23 protein-coding genes and 1 rRNA gene are annotated in these 18252 nt (G+C 46.1%); 17 read left to right on the forward strand and 7 right to left on the reverse strand.

The window, feature by feature from the left end; translation table 11 throughout:
- Positions 1-8 precede the first annotated feature (8 nt).
- From rplR to rplQ, 11 genes are all read left to right on the forward strand, one after another.
- Complete coding sequence (rplR, locus tag OX890_RS03295; protein ID WP_006083584.1) at positions 9-359, forward strand: 50S ribosomal protein L18; 351 nt, start codon at positions 9-11, stop codon at positions 357-359.
- 11 nt (positions 360-370) lie between these two features.
- Positions 371-874 carry a 30S ribosomal protein S5 gene (gene rpsE, locus OX890_RS03300; RefSeq protein WP_006083583.1) on the forward strand — a complete coding sequence of 168 codons (504 nt, stop codon included), beginning with the start codon at positions 371-373 and terminating at the stop codon, positions 872-874.
- 6 nt (positions 875-880) lie between these two features.
- A complete protein-coding gene (gene rpmD, locus OX890_RS03305) occupies positions 881-1063 on the forward strand; it encodes a 50S ribosomal protein L30 (protein WP_006083582.1) in 183 nt (60 codons plus the stop codon).
- A 3-nt stretch (positions 1064-1066) separates the two neighbouring features.
- On the forward strand, positions 1067-1501 hold the full coding sequence (gene rplO / locus OX890_RS03310) for a 50S ribosomal protein L15 (protein WP_006083581.1): 435 nt from the start codon (positions 1067-1069) through the stop codon (positions 1499-1501).
- A gap of 7 nt (positions 1502-1508) precedes the next feature.
- A complete protein-coding gene (gene secY, locus OX890_RS03315; RefSeq protein ID WP_006083580.1) occupies positions 1509-2849 on the forward strand; it encodes a preprotein translocase subunit SecY in 1341 nt (446 codons plus the stop codon).
- A 21-nt stretch (positions 2850-2870) separates the two neighbouring features.
- The gene (rpmJ, locus tag OX890_RS03320; protein WP_006083579.1) at positions 2871-2984 is read left to right on the forward strand and encodes a 50S ribosomal protein L36; all 114 of its coding nucleotides are present in this window, start codon (positions 2871-2873) and stop codon (positions 2982-2984) included.
- 117 nt (positions 2985-3101) lie between these two features.
- On the forward strand, positions 3102-3458 hold the full coding sequence (rpsM, locus tag OX890_RS03325; protein WP_006083578.1) for a 30S ribosomal protein S13: 357 nt from the start codon (positions 3102-3104) through the stop codon (positions 3456-3458).
- Positions 3459-3473: 15 nt separating this feature from the next.
- Positions 3474-3866, forward strand: coding sequence for a 30S ribosomal protein S11 (rpsK, locus tag OX890_RS03330; protein ID WP_006083577.1), 393 nt, complete (start codon positions 3474-3476; stop codon positions 3864-3866).
- A gap of 32 nt (positions 3867-3898) precedes the next feature.
- Positions 3899-4519 (forward strand): 30S ribosomal protein S4, encoded by a 621-nt coding sequence (gene rpsD / locus OX890_RS03335; protein ID WP_006083575.1) that lies wholly within the window; start codon positions 3899-3901, stop codon positions 4517-4519.
- A gap of 24 nt (positions 4520-4543) precedes the next feature.
- On the forward strand, positions 4544-5533 hold the full coding sequence (locus OX890_RS03340; RefSeq protein ID WP_006083574.1) for a DNA-directed RNA polymerase subunit alpha: 990 nt from the start codon (positions 4544-4546) through the stop codon (positions 5531-5533).
- A gap of 40 nt (positions 5534-5573) precedes the next feature.
- Complete coding sequence (gene rplQ, locus OX890_RS03345; protein WP_006083573.1) at positions 5574-5969, forward strand: 50S ribosomal protein L17; 396 nt, start codon at positions 5574-5576, stop codon at positions 5967-5969.
- Positions 5970-6028: 59 nt separating this feature from the next.
- Here rplQ and OX890_RS03350 read toward each other — a convergent pair whose 3' ends face one another.
- From OX890_RS03350 to ccmA, 6 genes are all read right to left on the reverse strand, one after another.
- Positions 6029-7036: an ABC transporter substrate-binding protein gene (locus tag OX890_RS03350; RefSeq protein ID WP_006086490.1), complete on the reverse strand. Its 1008-nt coding sequence runs from the start codon at positions 7034-7036 to the stop codon at positions 6029-6031.
- A 133-nt stretch (positions 7037-7169) separates the two neighbouring features.
- Positions 7170-7658: a cytochrome c maturation protein CcmE gene (gene ccmE / locus OX890_RS03355; protein ID WP_006079699.1), complete on the reverse strand. Its 489-nt coding sequence runs from the start codon at positions 7656-7658 to the stop codon at positions 7170-7172.
- The gene (gene ccmD / locus OX890_RS03360) at positions 7655-7855 is read right to left on the reverse strand and encodes a heme exporter protein CcmD (protein ID WP_011982116.1); all 201 of its coding nucleotides are present in this window, start codon (positions 7853-7855) and stop codon (positions 7655-7657) included. The genes ccmE and ccmD overlap by 4 nt, the downstream gene beginning before the upstream one ends.
- A complete protein-coding gene (locus tag OX890_RS03365) occupies positions 7855-8601 on the reverse strand; it encodes a heme ABC transporter permease (RefSeq protein WP_006079703.1) in 747 nt (248 codons plus the stop codon). The genes ccmD and OX890_RS03365 overlap by 1 nt, the downstream gene beginning before the upstream one ends.
- A gap of 1 nt (position 8602) precedes the next feature.
- Entirely contained in the window at positions 8603-9289 is a 687-nt protein-coding gene (gene ccmB, locus OX890_RS03370) for a heme exporter protein CcmB (protein WP_006079706.1), read from the reverse strand.
- 11 nt (positions 9290-9300) lie between these two features.
- Entirely contained in the window at positions 9301-9951 is a 651-nt protein-coding gene (gene ccmA, locus OX890_RS03375; protein WP_006079707.1) for a cytochrome c biogenesis heme-transporting ATPase CcmA, read from the reverse strand.
- Positions 9952-10269: 318 nt separating this feature from the next.
- Between ccmA and OX890_RS03380 the strand changes: the two genes are divergently transcribed.
- On the forward strand, positions 10270-10569 hold the full coding sequence (locus OX890_RS03380; RefSeq protein ID WP_006079708.1) for a c-type cytochrome: 300 nt from the start codon (positions 10270-10272) through the stop codon (positions 10567-10569).
- A gap of 64 nt (positions 10570-10633) precedes the next feature.
- Here OX890_RS03380 and ccmI read toward each other — a convergent pair whose 3' ends face one another.
- Entirely contained in the window at positions 10634-11887 is a 1254-nt protein-coding gene (gene ccmI, locus OX890_RS03385) for a c-type cytochrome biogenesis protein CcmI (RefSeq protein ID WP_268650587.1), read from the reverse strand.
- A gap of 400 nt (positions 11888-12287) precedes the next feature.
- On the opposite strand from ccmI, the gene OX890_RS03390 reads away from it, so the two are divergent.
- From OX890_RS03390 to OX890_RS03410, 5 genes are all read left to right on the forward strand, one after another.
- Positions 12288-14267 (forward strand): heme lyase CcmF/NrfE family subunit, encoded by a 1980-nt coding sequence (locus tag OX890_RS03390; protein WP_268650090.1) that lies wholly within the window; start codon positions 12288-12290, stop codon positions 14265-14267.
- An 11-nt stretch (positions 14268-14278) separates the two neighbouring features.
- The gene (locus OX890_RS03395; RefSeq protein WP_006079711.1) at positions 14279-14833 is read left to right on the forward strand and encodes a DsbE family thiol:disulfide interchange protein; all 555 of its coding nucleotides are present in this window, start codon (positions 14279-14281) and stop codon (positions 14831-14833) included.
- Positions 14830-15309, forward strand: a complete 480-nt coding sequence (gene nrfF, locus OX890_RS03400; protein WP_268650091.1) for a heme lyase NrfEFG subunit NrfF — start codon at positions 14830-14832, stop codon at positions 15307-15309. Before OX890_RS03395 ends, nrfF begins: the two co-directional genes overlap by 4 nt.
- Positions 15306-15893: a TlpA disulfide reductase family protein gene (locus OX890_RS03405; RefSeq protein ID WP_107949750.1), complete on the forward strand. Its 588-nt coding sequence runs from the start codon at positions 15306-15308 to the stop codon at positions 15891-15893. The genes nrfF and OX890_RS03405 overlap by 4 nt, the downstream gene beginning before the upstream one ends.
- Before the next feature lie 544 nt (positions 15894-16437).
- Positions 16438-17981, forward strand: a 16S ribosomal RNA gene (locus OX890_RS03410).
- The last annotated feature ends 271 nt before the right edge of the window (positions 17982-18252 follow it).

Raw genomic sequence — 18252 nt, forward strand, 5'->3', positions numbered from 1 at the left:
AACGCGATATGGATAAGAAAACATCTCGCTTACGTCGCGCTACTCGCGCTCGTAAGAAGATCCAAGAGCTGGGCGTGAACCGTCTGGTTGTACATCGTACACCGCGTCACATTTATGCTCAGGTGATCAATCCTGAAGCTCAGGTGTTGGCAGCTGCTTCAACCGTAGAAAAAGCGGTTAAAGAGCTACTGAAGAGTACCGGTAACGTAGACGCAGCGAAAGCAGTAGGTAAATTTGTTGCTGAGCGCGCGATCGAAAAAGGCGTAACTTCAGTTGCGTTCGATCGTTCTGGTTTCAAGTATCACGGTCGTGTAGCTGCTTTAGCAGATGCAGCTCGTGAAGCTGGCCTGAAGTTCTAAGGGGTTATAAAATGGCTAAATTAGAAGCTCAGCAAAAAGACGATCTGCAAGAGAAATTGATTGCAGTTAATCGTGTTTCTAAAGTAGTTAAGGGCGGTCGTATCTTTAGCTTCACAGCACTGACAGTAGTGGGTGACGGTAACGGTAAGATTGGCTATGGCTATGGCAAAGCACGTGAAGTTCCAGCAGCTATTCAAAAAGCTATGGAAAAAGCTCGTCGTAACATTGTGACCGTTGAGTTGAATGCAGGTACTCTGCATCACCCAGTTAAAGGTCGTCATACTGGTTCTCTTGTGTACATGCAACCTGCATCACAAGGTACTGGTATTATTGCCGGTGGCGCAATGCGTGCCGTATTGGAAGTAGCAGGCGTTCATAACGTTCTGTCAAAAGCATACGGTTCTACTAACCCGATCAACATCGTTCGCGCGACTGTCGATGCTTTGGTGCACATGAAGTCACCTTCGCAAATCGCAGCTAAGCGTGGCCTGAATGTTGACGAAATTCGGGGGTAATGCACCATGGCAACTAAAACTGTAAAAGTTACTCAAACTAAAAGCGGTATCGGTCGTTTACCGAAGCACCGTGCAACCCTAACGGGTCTTGGTTTGCGTCGCATTGGTCACACTGTTGAATTAGAAGATACTCCTTCAGTTCGCGGTATGATCAACAAGGTCTACTACATGGTTAAGGTGGAGGATTAATAGATGCGTTTAAATACTCTATCTCCAGCTGCAGGCTCTAAGCATGCACCAAAGCGTGTAGGCCGTGGTATGGGCTCAGGTCTAGGTAAAACAGCGGGTCGTGGTCATAAAGGCCAAAAGTCTCGTTCTGGTGGCGGTGTACGCCCAGGATTTGAAGGTGGTCAAATGCCACTTAAAATCCGTTTACCTAAATTTGGTTTTACCTCGCGTCGCGCTATGGTAACAGCTGAAGTTCGTGTACTCGAACTGGCAAAAGTTAACGGTGATGTTATCGACTTAAACGCTCTGAAAGATGCGAACGTTATAACTCGCAACATCCAGTTTGCGAAAATTGTTCTTTCAGGTACCATTGAGCGCCCTGTGACTGTTAAAGGTCTGAAGGTAACCAAAGGTGCACGTGCAGCTATTGAAGCTGCCGGCGGTAAGATCGAGGAATAATACGTCGATGGCAAAACCAGGACTTGATTTAAAAAGCGCGAAAGGTGGACTTTCAGAATTGAAAGCTCGCCTCCTGTTCGTGATTGGTGCGATTATCGTCTTTAGAGCCGGTTCGTTTGTGCCAATTCCTGGTATTGACGCAGCTGTATTAGCAGAGCTGTTTGCTCAGCAAAAAGGGACCATCCTGGGCATGTTTAACATGTTCTCGGGTGGCGCCCTTTCGCGTGCCTCTATCTTTGCATTAGGTATCATGCCGTATATTTCGGCATCGATTATCATGCAACTGTTGACTGTCGTACATCCTGCACTCGCTGAATTGAAAAAAGAAGGCGAATCAGGTCGTAAGAAAATCAGTCAATATACCAGATGGGGTACCTTAGTGCTGGGTACATTCCAGTCGGTCGGTATTGCAACCGGGTTACCAAACTTAGTGCCAGGCCTTGTGGTCAACATTGGATTTGGGTTCTACTTTGTTGCGGTTGTGAGCTTAGTGACGGGAACGATGTTCCTTATGTGGCTAGGTGAGCAGATTACCGAACGTGGTATAGGTAACGGTATCTCGATTTTGATTTTCGCAGGTATTGTTGCTGGATTACCTTCCGCTATCGGCCAAACGGCTGAGCAGGCGCGTCAAGGTGACTTGAATGTGTTAGTATTGTTGTTGCTCGCGGTAATTGTGTTTGCAGTGACTTATTTTGTAGTGTTTGTGGAACGTGGTCAGCGTCGTATCGTCGTTAACTATGCTAAGCGTCAGCAGGGCCGTAAGGTGTTCGCTGCGCAAAGTACTCACTTACCGCTTAAAATAAACATGGCAGGTGTTATTCCGCCAATTTTTGCGTCAAGCATCATTTTGTTCCCTGGAACACTGGCTCAGTGGTTCGGTCAAAATGAATCCATGTCATGGTTAAGTGATTTTTCACTGGCCGTGTCACCTGGACAACCGCTTTACTCATTATTATATGCAACAGCGATTATCTTTTTCTGTTTCTTCTATACTGCGTTGGTATTTAACCCACGCGAAACAGCAGATAACTTGAAGAAGAGTGGCGCATTCATCCCTGGGATCCGTCCTGGAGAACAGACTTCGCGTTACATTGATAAAGTTATGACCCGTTTGACATTGGCAGGCGCGTTATACATAACCTTTATCTGCTTAATTCCGGAGTTCATGTTAATCGCGTGGAAAGTACAGTTCTATTTTGGCGGTACTTCACTACTAATTATGGTAGTCGTGATCATGGACTTCATGGCTCAGGTTCAGACGCATATGATGTCTCATCAGTATGAGTCTGTGATGAAGAAAGCTAACCTAGTAAACAAAGCGAATTTAGATCGCTTTGGTCGCTAAGTAGCTTTACGGAGTGATGAAATGAAAGTTCGAGCTTCCGTGAAGAAGATCTGCCGTAACTGCAAGATCGTCAAGCGTAGTGGCGTTGTACGCGTTATCTGTGTTGAACCAAAACACAAACAGCGTCAAGGCTAAAAAGTAATTTGTTCAGCCCATGAATTGGGCTGAACAAAATTTAGTTTGCAAATCTGTTGACTGTCGAGTATCCTTTCGGGCTTTTCGCAGTTGGCCTTTAACTTTAAGGAGTGCATAGTGGCCCGTATCGCTGGCATTAACATTCCTGATCAAAAGCATACAGTCATCGCATTGACTGCTATTTTCGGCATCGGCCGTACTCGCGCTAGAGCAATCTGCGCGGCTACAGCAATCGCTGAAACTGCTAAGATCAAGGAATTGAGCGAAGCTCAAATAGATATACTACGCGAAGAAGTCGCCAAATACATTGTAGAAGGTGACTTACGTCGTGAGATTTCAATGAACATCAAGCGTCTTATGGATCTTGGTTGTTATCGTGGTCTCCGCCATCGCCGTAGCCTGCCTCTCCGTGGGCAACGTACTAAGACCAATGCGCGTACGCGTAAAGGTCCACGTAAACCTATTAGAAAGTAACGGGAAGGTAAAGCAATGGCTAAAGTTCCGTCACGTTCTCCGCGTAAGCGCGTACGTAAACAGGTTGCAGATGGCATGGCTCATATCCATGCTTCTTTCAACAACACTATTGTCACCATTACAGATCGTCAAGGTAATGCGTTGTCATGGGCTACTTCAGGTGGTTCAGGTTTCCGTGGTTCACGTAAATCTACTCCATTTGCTGCACAGGTGGCTGCTGAGCGTGCAGGTGCTGCTGCTCAAGACTACGGTTTAAAAAACCTTGAAGTGTTTGTGAAGGGTCCAGGTCCAGGTCGTGAGTCAGCCATTCGTGCGCTGAACGCTGTTGGTTATAAAATTACCAACATTACCGATGTGACGCCGATCCCTCATAATGGTTGTCGTCCTCCTAAAAAGCGTCGTGTATAACGCCGTTTCGTTAGGATAGTTGGAGAAAGATCATGGCAAGATACTTGGGTCCCAAGCTCAAGCTCAGCCGCCGAGAAGGTACAGACCTTTTCTTAAAAAGCGGTGTGAGAGCAATCGATTCAAAGTGTAAACTGGAAACTGCACCTGGACAACATGGCGCTCGTAAGCCACGTTTGTCAGAGTACGGTACTCAGTTACGCGAAAAACAAAAAGTTCGTCGTATTTACGGTGTGTTAGAAAAACAATTCCGTAACTATTACAAAGATGCTGCACGTACTAAAGGCAACACAGGTGAAAACCTGCTTCAGCTTTTAGAAACCCGTCTTGATAACGTCGTTTATCGTATGGGCTTCGGTGCAACTCGTGCAGAATCACGTCAGCTAGTAAGCCATAAATCAATTATGGTTAACGGTCGTGTTGTTAACATTCCATCATTCAAAGTGTCTGCGAATGATGTTGTGAGCATCCGCGAGAAGTCACGTACTCAAGCTCGTATTAAAGCGGCTTTAGAAGTGGCAGCTCAACGCGAGAAGCCTACATGGGTTGAAGTCGACAATGCGAAAATGGAAGGTGCTTTCAAGCGCGTTCCAGAACGTAGCGATTTGTCTGCGGAAATTAACGAACAGCTGATCGTCGAGCTTTACTCTAAGTAAGGCTAACAAACAAGAGAGGACACAATGCAGGGTTCTGTTACAGAATTTCTTAAACCGCGTCTCGTTGATATCGAGCAGGTTAACTCAACACGTGCCAAGGTTACATTGGAACCACTTGAGCGTGGTTTCGGCCACACTTTAGGTAACGCGTTGCGTCGCATCCTATTGTCGTCTATGCCCGGCTGCGCGGTTACCGAAGTCGAGATTGACGGTGTACTGCACGAATACAGCAGTAAGGAAGGCGTTCAAGAAGATATCCTTGAGATCTTGTTAAACCTGAAAGGGTTAGCAGTGACTATCGAGGGTAAAGACGAGGCTATGCTTACGTTGAGCAAGTCCGGCGCAGGCCCTGTCATCGCAGCAGATATCACGCATGATGGTGATGTCACTATCGTGAATCCTGATCATATTATCTGTCATCTGACAGGTAACAATGATATCAGCATGCGTATTCGCGTTGAGCGTGGTCGTGGCTATGTACCAGCATCTGCTCGTGCACAGACTGAAGACGATGATCGCCCAATCGGCCGCTTGCTGGTTGATGCTTCTTTCTCGCCAGTTGCACGTATTGCCTACAATGTAGAAGCAGCACGTGTAGAACAGCGTACTGACTTAGATAAACTCGTTATCGATATGACCACAAACGGTACTATCGATCCTGAGGAAGCTATCCGTCGTTCTGCAACTATTCTGGCTGAACAGCTAGATGCGTTTGTTGAATTACGTGACGTGACTGAGCCAGAGCTGAAAGAAGAGAAACCGGAATTCGATCCGATTCTGCTGCGTCCTGTCGACGATTTAGAGCTAACTGTACGTTCGGCTAACTGCTTGAAAGCCGAAGCGATTCATTACATCGGAGATCTGGTACAGCGCACTGAAGTTGAGTTGCTGAAGACCCCTAACTTAGGTAAGAAATCTCTTACTGAAATTAAGGACGTTTTAGCTTCTCGCGGACTGTCGTTAGGTATGCGTTTGGAAAATTGGCCTCCAGCCAGTTTAGCAGACGACCTATAAGTCTCAGGTTTGTACAGATTTAGGTTATAAGGATTAGGTCATGCGCCATCGTAAGAGTGGTCGTCAACTAAACCGTAACAGCAGTCATCGCCAAGCCATGTTTCGCAACATGGCCGGTTCACTAGTTCGTCATGAGATCATCAAGACAACTGTGGCTAAAGCGAAAGAACTGCGTCGCGTAGTTGAGCCTCTGATAACACTTGCTAAGAGTGACAGCGTTGCAAACCGTCGTTTAGCGTTTGCACGTACTCGCGACGCTGAAGTCGTAGGTAAGTTATTTACTGAGTTGGGTCCACGTTACCAGGAACGTCCTGGTGGCTATACCCGTATCCTTAAGTGCGGTTTACGTGCTGGTGATAAAGCCCCTATGGCTTACATCGAGCTAGTTGGCCGTCCAGAAGCTGCTCAAGCTGTTGATGTTGAAGCTGCTGAGTAATTAAGGTTACACTTTTAAAAAGCCGGGCTAATGCCCGGCTTTTTTATGTCTTTTTTTCGTTACTTCACCCAAAGAGTATTTTTCTCGATTTCTTTCGGTAGGCTAATATTCCATTTGGCCAACCCTTGCTGACTAAACATGTATTTCCCAAGATCATCCGTCACTGGAAAGATGTTTTCGGGTTTCTCGCCAGCCAGTATTTTTAACGCCATATTCGCTGCTAATTCGCCATGATGATAGCCATCGAGTACGTAACCTCCAATATTGCCCTCGGAGGAGACGCTAAATCCCCAAAATCCGAAATTCGGTACCGGTGTATGTTCTGATATCCATTTTAGGAGCTGATCCGCATCCACAGAACGATTTTCTGCATCCCTCACTGTTTGGTAGAGCGCCACGACAATGGCGTTATAGCCTTGCTCCTTCGCCGTCAGTACCTGTTGCTGCCAATCTGCGAGCTGTGACAATTGCACCAAATTCACTTCGATATCACCCAAAATACTTGAGTGTTGTTTGCTGATGTATTCTGCAGCTGAGTCTGAGGTAACACCTTGGTCAAATAGGACTAGTATTTTACGGTGCACAGTCTGTGGGAGTAAGCGTTGAATGAGGAGGAGTGAGCGTCGTAGCAGCGGCCTTTCTATGACACCGGTAAAGCGCTTGTGCTCATTGAGATGATACTCTCTAGGGTTCATATTCACCCCAAGATAGACCACTGGGATTAAGCTGTCATTGAGGCGCTGATGTAACAGGTTAACCGCATTATCATCGGCGAGAATAACCAGTTGAGGTGCTCGGCTTTGGATGTACTTCCACGCTAAATCAGCTCTTTCGGCAAATTGCTCCTTTGGTAAACGCTTGGTATCCATTTCGAAATAACTCACATCGTGCAGGGGGCTAAGCGTGTCATTAATCGCTCGGTAGTATTCTTGGTCCCATTGATATCCATGGTGATAGCTTTCGATCACGATCACTTTAGCTGCATTGGCGTTCTGCGAGAGACTCACAAGGCATAAGAGTAGGGCAACACAATGCAAGTTTATGTTTAATGGTGTTATTTGAATCATACGCAGTCTTAGGTTTTGATGCTGCCTTGAGTATAGTTCACCTTTAATTTTCTAGATTGAGATAATAAAAAAGCCTCACTAGTTATTAGGCTAGGAGGCTTAGTGTGTATGCTGTTGCTACTTCATCAACTGCTTACTTTGTGTCTGGTGCCTTTTGTTGGCTGTAATCCAACTTCTCGTGCTTTTGTCCCATGGCTTCGGCAACTTCTGGTGGCATGTAGTTTTCATCATGCTTAGCCAGTACTTCAGTCGCTTCTAGCTTACCATCAGCACTTAGCACGCCTTGCGCCACAATACCTTGTCCTTCACGGAATAGATCGGGCAGTAGATCGTCATAGGTGACCAGTACTTCGCCGCCTAGAGAGTCATGCACTGCGAACTGCACATGTAAGCTCTTAGGGTCTCGCACCATAGAACCGACTGTTACCATGCCGCCGACACGAATGCGTTGGCCAATTTCTGGTTTGACGCCAGTATCTGTTTTGCCGTGGACAATTTCAGACGGTGTATAGAATAAGTTTAAGTTGGAGTTCAGCGCATAAAGCAAAAGCGAAGTAATCGCGGCAACACCACCGATTAATGCCACTGCTAACGTCAGTCTTTTTTTGCGTCTTGGGTTCACGATTTAGTACTCCTAGTTTCTTTTAGGCGTTCTTCTCTATCCATCTTCTTCGCGATTTCAATTAACACCTTACGCTTTTGGCGTGCGCTGGTAATGATAAGCGTCGAGAGGCAGAAGAAGGTCACTCCGTAGGATAGCCACACATAGAATGCATAGCCGCCCATATTAAAAAAATCACTGATTGAATCGAATTGCATTATTTGACCTCCTCAGCCTTAGCTAGTTCACGCACCCAAGGGCGCATGCCATTTCTTGCTAAAATTTCTGCTCTGAATCGCACAATAGTGATGGCACCTATCATGAGACCGAAGCCAAGCATATTGATTAACAGTGGATAGAGCATTTCCGTCGACATAGTCGATTTCTCGGTAATGCGGATAGTTGATGGCTGATGCAATGAGCTCCACCATTCAACTGAGTATTTGATAATAGGGATGTTAATTACACCCACGATCGCTAGGATCCCTGCAGCACGTGCCGCGAGCACTTTATCCTCAAATGAGGCATAGAGTGAGATAACACCTAAATATAGGAACAGTAATACTAGCTCAGAGGTTAAGCGTGCATCCCATACCCACCAAGCGCCCCACATAGGTTTACCCCATGCAGCACCGGTAAAGAGGGCAATAAAGGTGATTACTGCACCGATAGGCGCAATCGAAGCCGCTGCCCAGTCGGCAAGTTTGATCTGCCACACTAAACCGATAAAGGCCGCTGTCGCCATACCCATGTAAGCTGCCATCGACATAGAGGCAGCGGGTACATGGATAAAGATAATGCGATAGCTATCACCCTGTTGGTAATCCGTCGGCGCAAAGGCTAATCCCCATGTTGTGCCTACAGCAATAAACAGACCTGCTAAGATCGCAAACCATGGAAATAATGTTCCTGATAACTTATATGCGCGTTCAGGATCCGCGTAAGGGTGTAACCATTTCCACATTTTAGTTAGTACTCACTCGCAGAGATGCACCAATTGCAAAAGGTGCTAAGGTTAACGATCCGACCAGCATAGCGCCTATTATAGCGAGCTGACCGTCATAGGGTAAATTCATTCCTGCCGCGTCTATGGCACTCGTTGCAAAAATGAGAACCGGAATATACAAGGGCAAAATAAGTAAGCTGAGTAACACGCCACCTTTTCTAAGGCCGACGGTTAATGCCACACCAATGGCACCTAATAGCGATAATACTGGCGTGCCTAGCGCAAGGGTCGATATTAACGCACCATAACTATTGCCATCTAAATTGAGTAGCACCGCTAACAGTGGCGCAATAATAATCAGTGGCACACCGGTTAAAATCCAATGGGCTAACACTTTGGCTAATACCAGAATGGCTAATGGCTGTGGACTCAATAACATTTGTTCTAAGCTGCCATCACTAAAGTCCGCTTTGAACAGTCTTTCAAGTGACAACATGGAGGCTAATAATGCTGCAACCCAAATTATCCCAGGTGCCACACGGGCTAACATTTGTGGCTCTGGGCCAATCCCCAGTGGGAATAAGGTCACAACCATAATAAAAAATAGCAGTGGGTTAAAAATGTCGCCGCGGTGACGAATGGCAATTTTAAGATCTCGCTGCAGCAAGGTAAAAAATGCCTGGGTAAAACTGATGCCTCTTTTCATTTAGCCTGACCTTATATGAAGCGATAATCTAGACGAATTTTACGAAGCCTATCATCTTTGATAATGCCCATATCTTGGTGAGTTGTGAGGATCACACACCCGCCATTATCCGCATGCTGAATAAATAATTGCTCCAGCTCTTCGACGCCTTTTTTATCGATCGCGGTAAAAGGTTCGTCAAGGATCCAAATTTTACAATTGCTATGCCACAATCTCGATAGCGCAGTTCTGCGATGCTGGCCTGCGGATAAATGTCCAGCAAGCGCCTCTTCAAAACCAGTTAAGTTCACTTTGGCTAAAATGGCTGAGGTATCAAAGTCATCATAGCCACTGATTCTTAAATTGAAATTAAGGTTTTCTTCGGCGGTAAGCTCGCATTTCACTCCCGCTAAATGGCCGAGATACAAGAGATCTTCATTGTATTCATCACGGCAGCGGTTTATGTCTTCATTTCTGTAAAACGTTTGTCCGGCATAGGGGCGAGAAAGACCAGCCAATATGCGTAATAAACTGGTTTTGCCCGCGCCGTTAGGGCCTTCAATTTGAACAATATCACCGGCATTAATATCAAAACTTAACTCATCAAAAAGGATGCGTTCTTCGCGGATACAGGTCAGCTTGCTGGCTGACACTAATGTGGTTTCTTTAGTTATATTTGTCACTGAACCCTCTATCTCAAGCCGGAAGGAAACACAAGTTATTCTAACACAAACGTTATTGGGGGTTTACTCTTGGTTTGCACTAGATGTCAGCAATATGATGTGGTTCCAATAACCGCAATATTTATCGAACTTTTTTACGACTTGCTAATATATTAACGAATTTGTCACCCTTGTCGCCTGATTCATTTTGTGTTGAGATTCTAATCACAAAAAGATGAGATTTCTTGAAGTTTGTAGTAATCTTAGTCGGCTATAATGAGTCTGCCTAAGTAAGGGCAGCGCCGAGCTTTGTACGTATTTGCATTAGGAACATTGAACATGAAAAAACTGTTAGCAATGACTGCAGTCGCTGCTTTGACTATGTCAGTCAACGTATCAGCTCAAGAAGCTGAAGCTATTTTCAACAAGGCATGTACCGTATGCCACAGCATGGGTGTTGCTGGCGCTCCAAAAGTGCATAACGCTGCAGAATGGGAACCACGCTTAGCTAAGGGTATTGATGCTCTACTGCACAGTGTGAAAACTGGTTTGAATGCAATGCCACCAGGCGGTATGTGTACAGATTGTACTGACGAAGATTACAAAGCAGCTATCGAGTTTATGTCTAAAGCTCAGTAATTTTTTCAGTGTTAATAAAAAACCGGCCAAAGCCGGTTTTTTTATGTCTGCAATAAACTGCGGTTTATTGCACTTGGGTATCAAGTACTAGGTTGGCTGTATCGCCGACTGCTACTGTGTTGATCTTACCTTGAAGATCGCCCGCTTGTGGTTTGATATTACCGTGCTTAGAAAGCACTGCAATCACTTCCACATTGATAGCGTCACTTAACTTCTTATCGCCACCCATACCGCTGCTATCATCTAATGTCACAGTAACTGGGAACGACTTAGCACTGACTTTGGTTGCCGCTAATGGGACTTTTGGTCCTTCAGTTGCACGGGCAAAGATAAAGATAGTGTCTTCAGGGCTGGCTTTAGCGGCAAGTTCTGCAGAAATAGATATAGTCACATTGACAGACTTAGTCGCACTCGTCTTCACTTGCTTGTGGGCATCGTCATTTGGCATGCCAGCAGTTTCAGACTGCATACGTAAGTTAGCGGTTTCGATAGCATTCATTAGGGCTGCGCGATCAACATCAGCACGATCGCTATCAAGAATAGTTTGCCAAGAGGCGATGGCTTTCTTGTAGTCAGCGGTAAAGAAGGCATCCATACCTACAAGTAATAGCGTTGAAGGATCTTGAGCATCCATCGCTAAAGACTCATCGATGATCGCTTGGATTTGCGGTGTCATTTGCTGACCCGCTTTGTAATACATGGCTGTTGCTTTAGGGCCTAATAATTCAGCGTGTTTTCCGACTAAATCCATCACTTTATCGAAAGCCGCAATCCCTTTGTCGTATTGGTTTGCCGATACATAAGCGTGGCCTAAGCTGAACCATACTTGGCTGTTCTCTGGCTCGGCTTTCACTTGGGCTTCCATCATCTGTACGCGCTGCGCCATGATTTGAGCCGTATCCATTCCCGCATGTGGGTTAGCAGGTTGTTGGGCAGTTTCAATATTTTCGAAGGCACCTAAGTGCTGATAGAGATAGCCTGAGATAACAATCAAACAAACTGACATGATCGACGGCCACAGAATCGTCTTTGGCTTGATTTGGTTGACCAGTGAATCATCGCTCGCTTCTTTGATGTCTTGGAGTAGACTGATTTCAAGCTCTTTTTTCAATGCATCGAATTCGGCTTGATCCAGTAACTCTTCGCTTAATTCTTTTTCAAGAACGCTCAGGCGCTCATTGAACAATTCAAGGTTCGTTTGTTTACGAACTCCAGCTTCTTCAGTTTTCAGCAACTTCTGCTGTCTGAAATGCGGGATCCAAATCAGCATCAGGCCGACTAACATAACAAGCGCAATAAAAATCCAAAATGTCGTCATTGTTTCTATATTCACTTTAGTTTGCAGAAAGCGGAGTAACCGCTAGGCTTGGAAGCAAGATTATACGTAAAGATTGTTCATTGAACAGTAATATAAGGTAATCCCAGTACCGAAAGCTTATAGTTGGGCACTGGTTCACAAATTGATTCTTCTTGTAAAAATTGTATGAAACTTAAGTGTCATTTGTCGGTCACATGCAGAACTGAGCCTCTTCCGTGACTTTCATCAGCCTCTAAAATTGAGAATGAGACAAGTAACCCAGTTTTGTACGAAAGAGGCAGACAGGAACAATAGCAAATACTAAAATGAGCAAAATTTCGTGCATTTGCGTGAATAACATGTTGTGCGTTGAGATAGAGTCTTTCTAAATCAACATATTATTGAAGACTGAGGAAAACCCATGATCCCAGAACTTGGACACTTTGCGCTGATAATAGGGGTGGCTTTTGCCTTCTTATTAATCAGCGTCCCCCTAATAGGTGTTGCCCGTAAAGATCAATACCTTGTTAGGTATGCTTGGCCGTTAACGTACGGAATGTTCTTTTTTATCACTGTATCAGTTGTCGTGCTGGCCTATAGCTTTGCCGTCGATGATTTCTCAGTCGCTTATGTGGCACATCACTCTAATTCTCAGTTACCTATCTTCTTTAAGATTTCGGCCGTATGGGGCGGTCATGAAGGGTCACTGTTGTTCTGGGTGTTTGCTTTATCGACTTGGGCTGCAGCGGTTGCCTTATTTAGTAAAGGTTTAGAGGAAGTGTTTACTGCGCGCGTACTGGCAGTGTTAGCACTGATCGTGATTGGTTTTAGCTTATTCATGCTACTTACCTCTAGCCCATTCGAACGTTTGTTCCCGATACCTGCCGAAGGCCGTGACTTGAACCCAATGCTGCAGGATGTGGGATTAATCTTCCATCCACCTATGCTGTATTTAGGTTATGTGGGTTTCTCGGTGAGCTTTGCATTTGCGATTGCCGCGCTGATGAGCGGTCGTCTCGATTCTGCATGGGCTCGTTGGACTCGTCCTTGGACCTTAGCCGCTTGGATCTTCCTAACTGGAGGTATCGCGCTAGGTTCTTGGTGGGCATATTATGAATTAGGCTGGGGCGGTTGGTGGTTCTGGGATCCTGTTGAGAACGCCTCTTTCATGCCTTGGTTAGTGGGTACTGCGCTTGTTCACTCTTTGATTGTGACCGAGAAACGCGGCGCCTTCCGTAACTGGACCGTATTACTGTCTATCTTCGCTTTCTCTTTAAGTTTGCTTGGTACCTTTATTGTTCGCTCTGGCGTATTAACCTCAGTGCATTCATTCGCAGCCGATCCAAGCCGCGGTATGTTTATTCTGTTGTTACTTGGTTTAGCTATTGGCGGTTCATTAACGCTGTTTGCCTTCCGCGCCAGTGAAATGAGCAGCCCAGCCCGTTTCGAGCTGAAGTCTAAAGAAACCATGCTACTGGTCTGTAACGTGTTACTGACCGTTGCCGCAGGTACTGTGCTATTGGGTACACTCTATCCATTGCTCATCGATGCACTCGGCATGGGTAAAATCTCTGTAGGACCTCCATACTTCAACGCTGTGTTTGTGCCTATCGTATTAGTCTTATTTGGCTTTATGGGTATTGGTCCAATTATCCGTTGGAAAAAATCGAAAGCAGGCGAGCTTAAGCGTCAGCTATTGATCCCTGCAATGATTGCTGCGGCTATCGGTATTGTGACGCCATTTATCGTCGATGGTGTATTCAATACTTGGGTTGCCTTTGGTATTGCAGCGGCTTCTTGGATTATCCTAGCGACAGCAAGAGCGGCCTATAACATGGTCAAGTCGAAAGAAGGTGATATCAGCATCAGCCGTATGGGCCGTAGTCAGCTGGGTATGATCTTCGCGCATCTTGGTATTGCTGTGTCTGTGATTGGCGCCACTATGGTGTCGAATTACTCGATTGAGAAAAGTGTTCGCATGGGACCTGGTATTAGCCAAGAGCTTGCGGGTTATACCTTTAAGTATCTCGAGACCAAAAACGTAGTGGGTCCTAACTACACTGCAATGCAGGGACAGATAGAAGTCTACAAAGGTGATGAGCTGCTGACATTACTCAAGCCAGACCGTCGTCAATATAATGTGCGTACTATGGACATGACAGAAGCGGGTATCGACTGGGGTCTATTCCGTGACTTGTATGTGACCATGGGCGATCCAATTACCAGCACTGAATTTGCGGTTCGTTTGAACTACAAACCGTTCGTGCGTTGGTTATGGTTTGGGGCAATTTTCATGATGATTGGTGGATTCTTCGCGGCATCGGATAAACGTTACCGTGCGAAAGTCACTGCAGCCATCGCGCCTTCGGCCGAAAAGGCAAAATTGGCAACGGCTCAATAATTGGGGAATGTATGAAGAAGTTGGTTCTGTTTATCCCATTGGTCATATTTCTCGCCATGGGGGTGTTTCTATATAAAGGCTTATTCCTGAATCCGCAGCAATTGGATTCGGCACTGGAAGGAAAGCCTATTCCGGCTTTCCAACTGGAACGCTTAGAGACACCAGCTGAGATCATTACGAATGAGCAATTAAAAGGCAAGGTGTCATTACTTAATGTGTGGGCGACTTGGTGTCCATCTTGTAAATATGAGCATCCTTTCTTAGTGATGCTAAAGCGTAAAAATCTTCTGCCAATTTACGGGATCAACTATCGCGATGAGCGTGCTCCCGCATTAGAAGAGTTGAAGCGTCAGGGCGACCCCTACAACGTCAATATCTATGATAAAGATGGCCGTTTAGGATTAGACCTTGGGGTCTATGGTGCACCTGAAAGTTTTGTGGTTGATCACAACGGTATTATCCGCTTCCGTTATGCGGGTCCAATCGACCAACGCGTATGGAGTGAAACCCTTTACCCTATGATCCAACAATTACAAGCTGAAGCGGCGAAGGATGGCGCATCATGAGAACGCTGACAAAAATCATTGGTAGTCTAGTGCTGTTATTCAGCATGACGACCGCCGTTATGGCAACACCGGTTGATACTTACGAATTCAAAACGCCTGAAAATCAAAAGCGCGGTTTGTCTTTGGCTCATGAACTACGTTGCCCACAGTGTCAAAACCAAAACTTGATCGACTCAAACTCACCGGTTGCGCGCGATCTGCGTCTTGAAGTGTTCAAGATGGTAGACGAAGGCAAAGGAGATGATGAGATCATCGAGTTTATGACCAGCCGTTACGGTGAGTTTGTACTCTATAAGCCTAAGATGGAAACCAAGACCTACATTCTTTGGTTAGGTCCCGTTGGCTTGTTACTCATTGGGCTAGTGATTGGTTTTATCTTCATTCGTAAACAACGCATCAGCGGTAATGTGCCGAATGAAATTAGCGAAGAAGATCAGCGTGAGTTAGATTCCTTGCTAAAGCGTAATACTAAATGAAGCATAAAGTCATAACGGCATTAATGTTGTCATCGCTCTTTTCGTTACTTGCTGGTGGGGTCGCGCATGCGTACCCCGGCATGCAGCAAACGATTAAACCGATGGAATCAACAGTTGATTTGATCAATGTCTTGCCAAAGACTTTCCCAATAGAGCCTGTCACCTTTAATGACGTCGATGGTAAAACCATCGACTTCAGTCAATTTAAAGGTAAGATCATTATGGTGAACATGTGGGCGACCTGGTGTCCACCCTGTGTAAGGGAGCTGCCAGCAATCGAAAGGCTAGCGACTAAGTTCAAAGCTGAAGACTTCGTACTATTACCTATCTCTATTGATGCAGAAGGTAAGCAACAGGTTCAACCGTTCTTAAACTCGTTAGGTATGCCAAATTTCAACTCTTACTACGATCAGCCACAAAGTCTTGGGGATGTTTTTCCGCTCGATACGATTCCAGCGACATTTATTCTCGATCAACAGGGCCAATTGATAGCTTTTGTTCGATCTTATGTCGATTGGGACGATGCCAAAGCTGTCTCATTAATCCAAGGTTTTATCGATAAAGGCAGTAAAAAGCCCAATTAATCGACACTCTGCACGTAAAAGAATCGCCATTGTTTAAAAGATCGCCATGCGATCTTTTTTCATTAAAAAGCCCTTGCACAAAATCTCCTGCTCCCTATAATGCGCATCCACTGACACGGCAGACAGCGTTAAGCAGCCTGATGTGACAGTTCATCAATGAGTTTACTAATTGATGAGTGTTGAGAAAGTTTGCAAAAACTCCTTGACACGAAACGGGAAATGCGTAGAATACGCAGCCCTAGCCACCTGGAAGCGTTCGGCGCTCAGTGTGGTACTCACGTTCTCTTACGGATATTGAGTTGCTCTTTAACAAGATAAAACAAGAAATCTGTGTGGACACTCACAGGTGTTGAGTTAATCGAAACTGCTTAACCTTCGGGTTGGCAGTCAAAAATTTAAATCAATATTTTCTGTATCACGAAAGTGATGAGTGTTCATAGCAATATGTACAGTTTGTTTCAGCCCTTCTTTTATAAGGAGTGCGAGAAACAAAAAATCAGAATTCATTGAGCCGCTGAAGTCGCAAGACGGAAGCAAAAAACTTTAATTGAAGAGTTTGATCATGGCTCAGATTGAACGCTGGCGGCAGGCCTAACACATGCAAGTCGAGCGGCAGCGGGAAGATAGCTTGCTATCTTTGCCGGCGAGCGGCGGACGGGTGAGTAATGCCTAGGGATCTGCCCAGTCGAGGGGGATAACAGTTGGAAACGACTGCTAATACCGCATACGCCCTACGGGGGAAAGGAGGGGACCTTCGGGCCTTCCGCGATTGGATGAACCTAGGTGGGATTAGCTAGTTGGTGAGGTAATGGCTCACCAAGGCGACGATCCCTAGCTGTTCTGAGAGGATGATCAGCCACACTGGGACTGAGACACGGCCCAGACTCCTACGGGAGGCAGCAGTGGGGAATATTGCACAATGGGGGAAACCCTGATGCAGCCATGCCGCGTGTGTGAAGAAGGCCTTCGGGTTGTAAAGCACTTTCAGTAGGGAGGAAAGGTAGCAGCTTAATACGCTGTTGCTGTGACGTTACCTACAGAAGAAGGACCGGCTAACTCCGTGCCAGCAGCCGCGGTAATACGGAGGGTCCGAGCGTTAATCGGAATTACTGGGCGTAAAGCGTGCGCAGGCGGTTTGTTAAGCGAGATGTGAAAGCCCCGGGCTCAACCTGGGAATTGCATTTCGAACTGGCGAACTAGAGTCTTGTAGAGGGGGGTAGAATTCCAGGTGTAGCGGTGAAATGCGTAGAGATCTGGAGGAATACCGGTGGCGAAGGCGGCCCCCTGGACAAAGACTGACGCTCAGGCACGAAAGCGTGGGGAGCAAACAGGATTAGATACCCTGGTAGTCCACGCCGTAAACGATGTCTACTCGGAGTTTGGTGTCTTGAACACTGGGCTCTCAAGCTAACGCATTAAGTAGACCGCCTGGGGAGTACGGCCGCAAGGTTAAAACTCAAATGAATTGACGGGGGCCCGCACAAGCGGTGGAGCATGTGGTTTAATTCGATGCAACGCGAAGAACCTTACCTACTCTTGACATCCACGGAATTCGCTAGAGATAGCTTAGTGCCTTCGGGAACCGTGAGACAGGTGCTGCATGGCTGTCGTCAGCTCGTGTTGTGAAATGTTGGGTTAAGTCCCGCAACGAGCGCAACCCCTATCCTTATTTGCCAGCACGTAATGGTGGGAACTCTAGGGAGACTGCCGGTGATAAACCGGAGGAAGGTGGGGACGACGTCAAGTCATCATGGCCCTTACGAGTAGGGCTACACACGTGCTACAATGGCGAGTACAGAGGGTTGCAAAGCCGCGAGGTGGAGCTAATCTCACAAAGCTCGTCGTAGTCCGGATTGGAGTCTGCAACTCGACTCCATGAAGTCGGAATCGCTAGTAATCGTGGATCAGAATGCCACGGTGAATACGTTCCCGGGCCTTGTACACACCGCCCGTCACACCATGGGAGTGGGCTGCAAAAGAAGTGGGTAGCTTAACCTTCGGGGGGCGCTCACCACTTTGTGGTTCATGACTGGGGTGAAGTCGTAACAAGGTAGCCCTAGGGGAACCTGGGGCTGGATCACCTCCTTACCTATACGACTAACTTAATGTTTGTTGAGTGTTCACACAGATTGCTTGTTTATCTTCTCTTAGGAGAAGTCAGAGCTGAATGCGCCGCTAGCCGGTACGCATTGTTCTTTAACAATTTGGAAAGCTGATAGTATGTAACGTGATGATGTCTGTCGTCATGTTACTTACAAACCGATGTAAACGTGGAAACGTTTGCATCATGAGTTCTCAAACACTTTATTAAGTGTCTTGAATATTCAAAAGTAAATTATTCTTAGTTGAATAGTTTACG

The organism is Shewanella sp. DAU305 (assembly GCF_026802235.1).
Taxonomy (GTDB): domain Bacteria; phylum Pseudomonadota; class Gammaproteobacteria; order Enterobacterales; family Shewanellaceae; genus Shewanella; species Shewanella baltica.